This window comes from Mycobacterium sp. NGS49, assembly GCF_059812565.1.
Genome location: NZ_JCALCX010000047.1, coordinates 1 through 11,415 on the forward strand (window position 1 = coordinate 1; position 11,415 = coordinate 11,415).

Annotated in this window: 7 protein-coding genes and 1 pseudogene; 1 reads left to right on the top strand and 7 read right to left on the bottom strand. The window is 68.5% G+C overall.

What is annotated here, in order from left to right; all coding sequences use genetic code 11:
• The 4 genes from AC5Y7D_RS28290 to AC5Y7D_RS28305 all read right to left on the bottom strand — a co-directional run.
• Window positions 1-2,190 (bottom strand): PE family protein (locus tag AC5Y7D_RS28290; protein WP_499929325.1); only part of this gene is annotated, 2,190 nt, incomplete at its 3' end.
• A 159-nt stretch (window positions 2,191-2,349) separates the two neighbouring features.
• Window positions 2,350-3,471, bottom strand: a complete 1,122-nt coding sequence (nagA, locus tag AC5Y7D_RS28295) for an N-acetylglucosamine-6-phosphate deacetylase (protein ID WP_499929327.1) — start codon at window positions 3,469-3,471, stop codon at window positions 2,350-2,352.
• Window positions 3,468-4,880: a sugar porter family MFS transporter gene (locus AC5Y7D_RS28300; protein WP_499929329.1), complete on the bottom strand. Its 1,413-nt coding sequence runs from the start codon at window positions 4,878-4,880 to the stop codon at window positions 3,468-3,470. Before AC5Y7D_RS28300 ends, nagA begins: the two co-directional genes overlap by 4 nt.
• Window positions 4,817-5,140: a hypothetical protein gene (locus AC5Y7D_RS28305; protein WP_499929331.1), complete on the bottom strand. Its 324-nt coding sequence runs from the start codon at window positions 5,138-5,140 to the stop codon at window positions 4,817-4,819. The genes AC5Y7D_RS28300 and AC5Y7D_RS28305 overlap by 64 nt, the downstream gene beginning before the upstream one ends.
• A gap of 217 nt (window positions 5,141-5,357) precedes the next feature.
• Between AC5Y7D_RS28305 and AC5Y7D_RS28310 the strand changes: the two are divergent.
• A pseudogene (locus AC5Y7D_RS28310) lies at window positions 5,358-6,566 on the top strand (MFS transporter); the annotation flags it as partial.
• 49 nt (window positions 6,567-6,615) lie between these two features.
• Here AC5Y7D_RS28310 and AC5Y7D_RS28315 read toward each other — a convergent pair.
• The 3 genes from AC5Y7D_RS28315 to dacB1 all read right to left on the bottom strand — a co-directional run bounded on the left by AC5Y7D_RS28315 (window position 6,616) and on the right by dacB1 (window position 11,366).
• Window positions 6,616-9,531, bottom strand: coding sequence for an MMPL/RND family transporter (locus AC5Y7D_RS28315; RefSeq protein WP_499929333.1), 2,916 nt, complete (start codon window positions 9,529-9,531; stop codon window positions 6,616-6,618).
• The gene (locus tag AC5Y7D_RS28320; protein ID WP_499929365.1) at window positions 9,528-9,944 is read right to left on the bottom strand and encodes an MmpS family transport accessory protein; all 417 of its coding nucleotides are present in this window, start codon (window positions 9,942-9,944) and stop codon (window positions 9,528-9,530) included. The genes AC5Y7D_RS28315 and AC5Y7D_RS28320 overlap by 4 nt, the downstream gene beginning before the upstream one ends.
• A 186-nt stretch (window positions 9,945-10,130) precedes the next feature.
• Window positions 10,131-11,366, bottom strand: a complete 1,236-nt coding sequence (gene dacB1, locus AC5Y7D_RS28325) for a D-alanyl-D-alanine carboxypeptidase DacB1 (protein WP_499929335.1) — start codon at window positions 11,364-11,366, stop codon at window positions 10,131-10,133.
• Between the last annotated feature and the right edge of the window lie 49 nt (window positions 11,367-11,415).

An 11,415-nucleotide genomic window follows, 5' to 3' on the forward strand; every position in this document is an offset into this window, starting at 1 on the left:
AATGTGACCGGGCGCGGTGGCCGCGCCGCCGGTGCCGCCGGCGCCGCCGGCGCCGGCGCCGCCTCCCTGGCCGCCGACGCCGTCGCTGCCGGTCCTGTTGCCGCCTGCCCCACCGGTGCCGCCAGTCCCCCCTTTGCCGCCGTTGCCCGCCGTCCCGCCGATACCGCCGGTGCCGGCCGTGGCGCCGTCACCGGCGGCGCCGCCTTCGCCCCCTTCGCCACCGTTGCCGGAAAGGACAAAGCCGCCGTCGTCGCCGTCGCCGCCCTTGCCGCCGTCACCGCCGAAACCGCCGGCACCACCGTTTCCGTTCGCTGCACCAGCACCGCCTGCGTTACCGCCGACGCCGGCGTTGCCGCCCTGGCCGCCGGCGCCGCCTTTGAATCCGGTGCCGCCGGTGGTGTTGGCGGCATCGCCGTCGCCGCCGTCGCCGCCGCGGCCACCGCTGCCGCCGGTGCCGCCGTTACCGGCGTTGCCCGCAGTTCCCATCCCGGTGCCGGCCGCGCCGCCGGCACCGGCGTTGCCGCCGTCACCGCCCGTTCCGCCGGTCGAGCCGTCGCTGGCCACGCCCGCGTCGCCGTTGGCGCCGGCGCCGCCGGTGCCGCCGTTGCCGCCCTGGCCGCCGTTGCCGTTGGTGCCGCCGGGTCCCGCGGCGCCGCCGTTGCCGCCCTGGCCGCCGGCGCCGCCTTTGAATCCGGTGCCGCCGGCGGTGTTGGCAGCATCGCCGTCGCCGCCGTTGCCGCCGCGACCGCCGTTGCCCCCAGTGCCGCCGGCACCGGCGCTGCCCGCCGCCCCCATGCCGGCACCGGCGGAGCCGCCGGTACCGGCATGGCCGCCGTCGCCGCCCGTTCCGCCGGTCGAACCGTCGCTGGCCACACCGGCGTCGCCGTCGCCGCCGGCGCCGCCGTTGCCGCCCGCACCGCCGCGGCCGCCGTCGCCGTTGGTGCCGCCTGGCCCGGCGCTGCCGCCGGAGCCACCCTGGCCGCCGCCTCCGCCCTTGAAGCCGGTGCCGCCGGCCGTGCCGGCCGCATCGCCGTCGCCGCCGGTGCCGCCGGTGCCGCCGGTGCCGCCGGTACCGCCGGTGCCTGCCGCGCCGGTCGTCCCGAAGTATCCGGACGCGCCACCGGCACCGCCGATCCCCGCGTTTCCGCCGGTTCCGCCGCCCCCGCCGGTGCCGCCGTCCACTGAGCCGGCGCCTGTGCCTCCTGCGCCACCCGTGCCCCCGAGGCCTCCGCTGCCCCCGGCACCGCCGTTTCCGCCGTTTCCGAACAACGATTGGCTGGCCCCGCCTGACCCGCCGAGGCCGCCGGCGCCGCCGGCAGTGCCGCTCCCGCCGTTTCCACCGACGGGATCGCCTGCGGCGCCGGCGCTCCCCGCCCCGCCAGTCCCGCCGATACCCCCGGCGCCCCCGGTGCCGAACAGCAGTTGCCGCGCGGTGCCGCCGGTTCCGCCTGCCCCGCCGTCCCCACCGGCTTGTCCGGGTTCGCCGGCCCCGCCCGTCCCGCCGACACCGCCGACGCCGGCGTTGCCGAAGACCCAGCTGCCGGCTCCGCCAGTGCCGCCAGTGCCGCCGGTCTGCCCGGGCGCGCCGATCCCGCCGGCTCCGCCGGCGCCGCCGTTGCCGTAAAGCCAACCTCCGGTTCCGCCGCTGCCACCCGCCGCGCCGATCCCGCCGACCCCGCCGGCGCCGCCGTTGCCGATCAGACCGGCCGACCCGCCGGCACCTCCGTTTTGGCCGGTGCCGCCCGATCCCCCGGTGCCGCCGTTGCCCCACAAGATTCCGCCGTCGCCGCCGGCCCGCCCGGTGCCCGCGGCTCCGTTGGCGCCGTCGCCGATCAGCGGACGGCCCAACAGGGTCTGGGTGGGCGCATTGATCAACCCCAGCACCTGCTGTTCGAGGATTTGCAGCGGTGCTGCGTTGGCGGCTTCGGCGGCGGCATACGCGCCGCCACCGGCGCGAAGCGTATTCACGAACTGATCGTGATAGATCACCGAGCGCGCGCTCAGGGCGTGGTACTCCCGGGCGTAGCCGCTGAACAATCCTGCGATGGCTGCCGACACCTCGTCACCGCCGGCGGCGACGAGGTGGGTCGTCGAGGCGGCCACTCCCGCGTTCGCCTGCGCGATCAGTGTCCTGATCCCCGCGAGTTCCTGGGACGCCGCCGCCATGGACTCGGTGATCACAAAGGCCATGGTCAACTCCTGCCTAATCCCAGCTGGGACTTTCTAGAGCTAGAGCATCGAATTCAGCCAATGGAAACGGCATCAGACGAAGGCTATAACACGAGGAGTCGGAAGCTGCCGAAATCGCGCAATAGCGCAATATCGAATGACCGGGTCGCGCGCGACCTCTCATACCCGCCAGTCACCCTGAATCATCACTGCGGTCACCTGCAAATCGCGTTCCAGCACAACGAGATTGGCGAAACTGCCGGGCCGGAGAGCGCCGGTGCCGGTGAGCCCGGCAGCGCGGGCCGGGGTCGTCGAGGTCATCTGCACCGCGGCGATAAGCCCGGCATCGGCCGTTGAACCCATCGCAATCGAACGGAAGATCTGATCCATGGTGGCTGTGCTCCCGGCGATGGTGGAGGTGCCGCGTACCCGTGCAATGCCGGACTCGACCTGGACGGCAACAGCGCCCAGTCGATATTCTCCGTCGCCGCAGCCGGCGGCGGACATCGCATCGGTTATCAGCGCCACCCGGTTCGGCCCGACGGCGGCGATCACCGCCTGCACGACGGCAGGGTGGATGTGCACGCCGTCGGCGATGAGCTCAACGGTGACCCGTGGATCCTCCAGCAAGGCCAGCGCCGGTCCGGGCCGGCGGTGATCCAGTGGTGGCATGGCGTTGAAGAGGTGGGTGCCCACGGTGGCGCCCAGGGCCACAGCGTGTCTGGCCTGTTCGTAGGTCGCATCCGTATGACCCAGTGCGACAACGACGCCCGCGTCCAGAAACCGCCGGATCGCGTCGTAGCTGCCGGGCAGTTCCGGAGCCAGCGTCACCATCCGGATGCTGCCGCCGGCCGCGGCGAGTACCGCGTCTATCTCGGCGGGGTCGGGAGGCCGGAGCTGGGTGCGATCGTGGGCGCCGCAGCGCGCAGCACTCAGCCACGGTCCCTCCAGATGAATGCCCGCCACCACCCCTTGCCTGGTCGCGTCGGCCAGCAGGCGCACGGCGGACAGCAAGTCGGCGGGGGCCGCGGTGACCAGACTGGCGACGGTGGTGGTGGTGCCGTGTCGCCGGTGAAACCCGACGGCCTGCTGCGGTGCGTCACTGAAAGACGCGCCGCCGCCACCGTGCACGTGCATGTCGACAAACCCTGGCACCACAACGCAATCGGGGAGATCGGTGTCGGCTTCACCGGGCGGCGCCCCGGCGCCGCAGCCGCGAATCAGCGGCCCGTCGATGTCCACCCAGCCCGGCCGGCACACCTCGCCGTCGACGACGACGGTGCCGGCTCGGATCAGGGTCACGTGACTTCGGTGGGCCAGCGCCCACCGTTCTCCCAGAAATGCCTGATGTCCTCGAGCTGGCGGCCCTTGGTCTCCGGGGCGAACCGGTACACCACCCAGAACGCGACTATCGAGAAAGCCCCGAATACCGCGAAAACGCCTGCGCCGCCCAGTAAATGCAGCATCGTCAGGAAGAAACCGGCGACGATCGCATTGGCTGTCAGGTTGGAGGTGAGCATCACGCTGGATCCTTTGGAGCGCAGATGCGACGGGAAGCTCTCCCCGGCGAACACCCACACCAGCGAACCGAAGCCGAAGCTGAAACCGATGATGAACAGCAGTACGCCGCCGAACCCCAGCGCCAGTGCGCCCGCGGCGTTGGGGTCCCTGCCGAACACCGCGATCAGCACCGCGTCGGCCAGGATCATTATCGCGATACCGGACAACAGGATCGGGCGCCGACCCACCCGGTCCACCAGAAACAGCGACGTGCACACCGCGGCCAGCCCAGCGACCTGCACCAGCGCCGGCAGCGCCAGGAGCGCGAAATAGCCCTGAAAACCCATGGCGGCGAACAGCCGGGGGCTGTAGTACACGATTGCGTTGATCCCGGTGATCTGGACGAGAAAGCCGAGCGAGATCACGAACAGGGTGGCGCGCAGATAGGGCTGCCGCACCATTTCCGCGAAGCCGCCGCGGTTTTCGGTCAGCGCGGCCGCGATGTCGGCCAGGGCGGCGTCGACGTTGGCTTCGGGCTCCACCCGAAGCAGGGCGTGGCGCGCGTCGTCGGTGCGGCCCCGCAGCAGATACCACCGCGCGGTGTCGGGCATCCGCCACAGCAGCGGTAGCAGCAACGTGGCCGGCACGGCGGCCAGGCCCAGCATCGCACGCCAGCTTCCGTACTCGGCCAGGAAGTATCCGGTCAGATAGCCCAGAATGAGGCCGCTGATCGTGGCCAGCTGATAGCCGGCCAGCAGCGATCCGCGCACCGCCGCGGGCGCCGATTCGGCCACGTACACCGGCACCACCACCACCGACACCCCGATGGTCACCCCGAGTAGCAGGCGTGCGGCCAGCAACATGGGCACCGACACGGCTGACGCCCCGAGCAGGGCGAACAACGCATAGCCGATCAGGATGAGCACCATCGTCTTCTTGCGACCGATCGCGTCGGCGAGCACGCCGGCACCCAGGGCGCCGCCGATCTGGCCGATCACCACCGTGGTGGTCACCAGCTCCTGCTGGCGGGTGGTGAGGTCGAACTCCTTGGTGATGAACAGCAGCGCGCCGGCGATGCTGGAAAGGTCGTAGCCGTAGATGACCCCGACGCTGGCCGCGGTGAGGCCGACCAGCAAACCCCGGCCGATCAGACCTTTACCTTGGCTTTCAGGATTTTGACGACCGCCGCCGTGTCGTCCGGGGTGATGCACGCCCGCACCCGACGGCCCACGTCGATCACCAGCAAGGTGGACTTGCGGCCGCGGCGCACGTCCAGTGGGAACCAGTAGCGGGGATCGGTGGCGCCCCACAACCGGCCCTTCCCGGACGCCCAGCCCATCTGCTGGGTCTTGATGCCCTGGATGTCTGAATAGGCGATCCGCTTTGCGTTGGCGAAGGGGAAGTAGTAGCGCTTGATGGTGATTCCGTCCTCGTCCAGCGCGAGTCCGGCATCTGCATACAGGGCGGTCATCCGGCAGATTGTAGTGCTTTGCACTGCTGCGTCCGCGCGTTCACCCGTGGAAATGACGCTGGGCGCAAACACCGTGGCCGGCTACACAACTGTTGTGGCCTGAGTGACGGAAGTAAATATTCGGTAACTTTCTTCCACCGATAGGGGGACACCACAATCCCCCATTTCATCCGATTGGAGGATGGTTTTGGCTGGTCAACGCCAATAAACTCATCGCATGGTAGCGCTGATGCCCAGGGCAGAAGTACAACCCTACGGGCGACTGCTTTCCCAGGGTAGCTTTTATACCGCCGGAATGCAGCTCAGCAATGGCGCGGTGGTCCTGCCATTCATCTGCGCACACCAGGGGATCACCTGGGCGGCCGCGCTGCTTTTTCCGGCATACGGCATCGGGTCGATTTTGGGAAATTCGGCGTCGCCGGCAGTTTTGCAGCGGGTGGGTCAGATGCGGCACCTGCTGTTGGCGGCGATCGCGCTCACCGCGGCCGCGCTGTTTCTCTGCGACGTGCTGGTGCCCTGGGACGGTGTCGGGGTAGGCGCGGTTTTTCTGGCGACGAGCGCCGGCGGCGGGTTCGTCATCGCGCTCTCCGGTGTCGCCTACTCCGACATGATCTCCTGCCGGCTGTCCGCCGTGCGGCGCGGCCAGCTACTCCTGGTCCAGGGCGCCACCGGGTCCGTGCTGGCCACCATCGTCGCGCTGCTGGTGGTGCCCGCGCTGGCGCACGGCGACGAGGTGGCATTCCATCGTGACCTGCTGTGGCTGGGCGCCGTGGGCCTGGCCGCATCCGGCATCGTGGCGCTGTCCGTCGGCCCGCTGCGATCCAGCGCGGTCACCACCCGGCTGTCATTGCGCGAAACCTACCGTCAGGGTTTTGCTTTCGCTCGCTCGCAGCCGTGGTTTCGCCGGTACACGGTCACCTACTTGTTGTTCGCCCCGGTCGCCCTGGGCACCACCTTCTACACCCTGCGCATCGCGCACCAGAACGGCAGCCTGCACGTGCTGGTGATCCTGTCCAGCGTCGGACTGGTGATCGGTTCGACGCTGTGGCGCAAGATCTACATGTGGCACGGCGTACGCGGCATGTTGCTGGGCAGTGCGCTGCTGAGCGCCGCCGGTGCCGTGTTGTGCATGGTCGCCGAGTCATGCGGCCAGTGGGCCCACTTGTGGGCCTACGGCACGGTGTTCTTCCTGGCGACCATCGCCGCCCAAGCCGTCGTCGTCGCGGCCATATCGTGGATCAGCGTGGTGGCCCCGGTGCAGCACCGCGGGACGCTGATCGGGTTCGGTTCGACGATGGTGGCGGTCGAGTCCACCGTGCTGGGCGGAATCCTCGGCGGCATTGCGCAGCAACGCTCCGCGGCCTGGCCGGACGTGGTCGTGCTGATCTTGGCCCTGCTGGCCGCTGCGGCGGCGCTGGGTGCCCCGCGCTCTGAGACCCAGCGGGCGGCGACAGCCTCGTAGCGGCGGCTAGCGCTCAGGGCCGGGTGCGGGCCGGGTCGGGCTTGGCCGACCGATCGGCCGGCGTCAGCAACAGCGCTCGAACCAGGCGCCTGGGTCCGTGCGCCCGCAGCATCTGGCTGGCCGGGCGTGGGCGCACCCGTTGCGGCCACCAGAACCAGCGGCCGAGCAGCGCGGCGATGGACGGCGTCATGAACGAGCGCACGATCAAGGTGTCGAACAGCAAGCCCAGACCGATCGTGGTGCCGATCTGTCCGATGATTCGCAAATCGCTGAACACGAAGAGCGACATGGTGACGGCGAACACCATGCCGGCCGCCGTCACCACCCCGCCGGTGCCGGCCATCGCGCGGATGATGCCGGTGTTCAGACCGGCGTCGATCTCCTCTTTGAGCCGCGAGATCAGCAACAGGTTGTAGTCCGATCCCACCGCCAGCAGCAGGATCACCGACATCGCGAGCACCAGCCAGTACAGGGGGACGCCGAGAATGTCCTGCCAGACCAGCACGGACAGGCCGAACGAGGAGCCCATCGACACCAGCACCGTGCCGACGATCACCGCGGCGGCGATCACGCTGCGGGTGACGATCATCATGATGATCACGATGAGACTGATCGCTGCCACGCCGGCGATCAGCAGATCGTAGACGGCCGCCTCCTGAATGTCCTTGAACGTCGCAGCGGTGCCCCCGAGGGCGACCAGTGCACCCTGCAGGGGTGTTCCCTTGATCGCTTCGCTCGCCGCCCGCTTGATCGGCTCGACGCGAGCGATGCCCGCGGGTGTCGCGGGATCGCCGTCGAGAGCGATGATGAAGCGGGCCGCTTTCCCGTCCGGAGACAGGAACATCTTCAGGCCCCGTTTGAAATCGGGATTCTCGAAGGCAGACTGCGGCAGATAGAACGAATCGTCGATCTGGGCTGCGTCGAACACGCGGCCCATCGCGCCGGGGTCCTTGCTGTTGATCTCCGACTGCTTGTAGAACGACTGCAGGGTCCCGTGCCACACGACCAGCATGTCGCGCATGATCGTCATCGTGGAAATCATGGGCGGGATCTGAGCGCGCATCTGCGGCAGCAGAGCGACCAGAATGTCCATGTCTTTGACCAGGTATTCCAGCTTTTCGCTCAACTCGTCAACGCTGTCGAACATGTCGAATATCGACCTGATCGCCCAGCACGCGGGAATATCGAAACAATGCTTTTCCCAGTAGAAGTAGCTGCGGACCGGGCGCAGAAAATCCTCGAAGTTGGCGAGTTTATCCCGCAGCCCGTCGGTGATATTCGACATGTCATGGGTCAGGTGGTCCATGTCGACGGTGTTGTCGATGACCTGTCCCATCAGTTCATACATGTGATGCATGGTCTGGATGGATAGATCCATCGCCTGCTGCTGAATCACCATGTCGTCCAGGCGGTCCTTCATGAACTGCATGTTCTCGGCATTGGTGACGCCCTGCATGCTGATGATGAAGGGAATCGACGTGTGCTTCATGGACGTTCCCAGCGGGCGGGTGATCGATTTCACCTGCGCGATTCCCGGGCTGTGAAAGACGGCCTTGGCCACCTTGTCCAGCACCAGCATGTCCACCGGGGTGCGCATGTCGTGGTCGGATTCGATCAACAAGACCTCGGGGTTGAGTCGTGCCTGCTGAAAGTGGCGCCCCGCCGCCGCGTCCCCGACATTGGACGCCATGCTGGCGGGCATGAACTTGCGCAGGTCGTAGGTGGTCCGATAGCTGGGCAGGGCCAGCAGGCCGATAAACGCGACAACGCAGGTGGCCGCGAGAACAGGGCCGGGCCAACGCACGATCGCGGTTCCCACCCGCCGCCAGCGCCGGGTGTTCATCCTGCGTTTGGGCTCGAAGAGCCCGAGCCCGCTGCCGACGGCCAGCACGGCGGGGCCGAGGGTGACCGCGGCCAGGACCGCTACCAGCATGCCTATGGCACACGGCGCACCGAGCGATTGGAAGTAGGGCAGGCGGGCGAAGCTCAGGCAGTACATCGCGCCGGCGATGGTCAGGCCGGAGCCCAGGATCACGTGGGTGGTCCCGTGAAACATGGTGAACCAGGACGCTTTTCGATCCTGTCCGGCGTAGCGCGCCTCGTGGTAGCGGCCCAGCATGAATATCGCGTAGTCGGTGCTGGCCGCGATCGCCAGGAGCGTCAGTAGATTGACCGCCAGCGTGGACAGCCCGAACACGTGGTGGTAGGCGAGAAAGGCGACGACTCCGCGAATCGCGCCGAGATTGATGCCGACCATGATGAGCACCAGAATCATGGTGACCACGGACCGGTAGATGAAGAGCAGCATCACCGCGATGACCAGACTGGTGATCAGGGTGACCCTGGCGATGCTCTGGTCGCCGGCCTCCGCTTGATCGGCGTTCAACGCGGTCGGACCGGTGACGTATGCCTTGACACCGCGCGGTGCCGGCGTGTGGTCCACGATGCGGCGAACGGCGTGCACCGAGTTGTATGCGGCCGCTTCGCCGTCGCCGACGAGGTACACGACGACGTACGCGGCCCTGTCGTCCGCGCTCTGCGATCCGGCCGCCGTCAGCGGGTCCCCCCAGAAGTCCTGGATATGGGCGACATGGCGGGTATCGGCGGAAAGCCTGCCCATCAGGTCTTTGTAGAAGCGGTGCGCGTCGTCGCCGAGGGGTTTGTCGGACTCCAGCACAATGGTGACCGCGTTGTCGGAATCGAATTCGTGGAACAACTGACCGATGCGCTTGATGGTCTCGATGGAGGTCGAGTCTTCGGGATTCATCGACACCGAGCGCGCTTTTCCCACCACTTCCAGTTGCGGGATGACGAGATTGACGATGGCCGTCAGCCCCAGCCACATCAGCAGGATGAGCACCGCGAACCGGCGAAGCAGCCGGGGCAGACGTGGCGGGGCGGATGCCGGTGTGTCTTCCGGTGGGTTCATGCGGACGTCACCTGGCAGAAGGTCAGCGCCTTGGGCCCGGTCTCGGACCGCTCGTCCTTGACCGCGCCGTTCACCACGATCCGGCAGCCGATCTGCTCACTGTTGCTCTGCGCCAGCAGGTTGACGGTGACGGCAGGCAGTGACGTCGTGATCGTCCGCGACCAGGGCAGGGGAATGCTTGCGAGGTGTTGCACCCTGGCGTCCGGGTCCAAGTAGGCGATCTTCGCGGTAGGCGCCGGGCCGAAGACTTCGTAGGTCACGCTTTTCGGGGCGAACTGCGGAGTGTCGTCGTCGGCCGCGACCCGGACGGCCGGGAGCGGGTGCACGCCGAGCATGGTGTGGAGGCGATAGATGCCCAGGGCGGCCACCAGCGCTACGAAAAGGACAGCCAGCAGTAGCCACGCTCGTTTCAGAACGCGGGTGATCGAAAACGTCTTTGCTCGCGATTCCACCGCGGCGAACGTACACCGCGGATGGGCTGCACAGCTTGAATTTAAGGTTTTCGTTATCTTCGGACCGGGCGGCACCGGGACCCGGCACGGAAATCCGCGAAAGCGCGACCGGTCAGTGTGGGCCGGTCACGTGCCGACCAGTCCGTTTCAGGAGTGCGTTCGCCCGTTCATCGACCGCGCTACCAGGATCAATCCGAACACGATCACGGTTCCTATCACCGCGACCCCGACCCGGATCGGCAGTGAGTCGGCCGACGACATCAGCCCCGCGGCCTGACTGTTGTCGGGCGCCCGGTTCGCGGGGTTCGGCGTGGTGGGCACGAGCGAAGGGTCCGGTTCGACCAGCGACCCCACCTGGGTGCCCTGGGCGGTGCTGAACCCGTAGTCCAGCAGGTGCGCGGCCTGCTCCCACGGCGCGATCGGCTGCCGGGTGCCGTGCAGCAGTACCGCCATCAGGCGCCGGCCGTTGCGGTTGGCGGCACCTACGAACGTCTGACCGGCGTCATCGGTGTAGCCGGTCTTGCCGCCCATCGCCCCCGGGTAGTGATAGAGCAGCTGGTTGTCGTTCTCCAGTTCATAGCCGGGATGGTCGCCGTGGCCGGGGAAGTCGAAAGTGCGGGTGGCGACGATGTCGGCGAACACCGGATTGCGCCAGGCGTAGCGGTAGAACAGGCCGATGTCGTAGGCCGAGGTGCTCATGCCGGGCCCGTCGAGCCCGGACGGGGTGGCCACCCGGGTGTCCCGCCCACCCAGTTTGGCCGCGAGCACGTTGAGCTTCTCCAGGGCTTGCTGCATGCCGCCGAGTTGGATGGCCAGCGCGTGGGCGGCGTCGTTGCCCGAATGCATCAGCAGGCCGTGCAGCAACTGGTTGATGGTGTACACGCCGCCGGCGTCCACGCCGACCTTGGTGCCTTCGGCGGCGGCGTCGTCGTCGGTGCCCGGGACCGTCTTGTTCTGGCTGAAGGCGTTGATGGACGCCATGGCCACCAGCACCTTGATGATGCTGGCGGGGCGGTGCCGACCGTGCGGGTCCCGGGCGGCGATGACGGCGCCGCTGTCCAGATCGGCCACCAGCCAGGCTTCGGCGGAGACGTCGCCGGGCACCGGGGGAGTGTCGGGTGCGGCCACGATGCCGCAACCGGAGAGCGCGTTGCCGCCGATCGGGGTTGGGGGCAGGGCCAGCGGCAGCGGTGGCTCACCGGCGCGGGGAACCTCCGAGGAGTCGACGGCCGGCGGGGTGTTGATCCGGTACGGGCAGGTGGCGGCCTGCGGGGTCACCTCGGCGCTGGGCTCGGCGCCGGCCGGCGCGACGGAGCCGCCGATGGCGAACAGTGCCGCGGCCATGCAGGATGCTGCGCGCAGAGAGGTCCGTGTGAAGGGCATCGCTGAGCAGATTAAGGGATCGGGGCCGGGATCGCAGGACGCCGCGCTG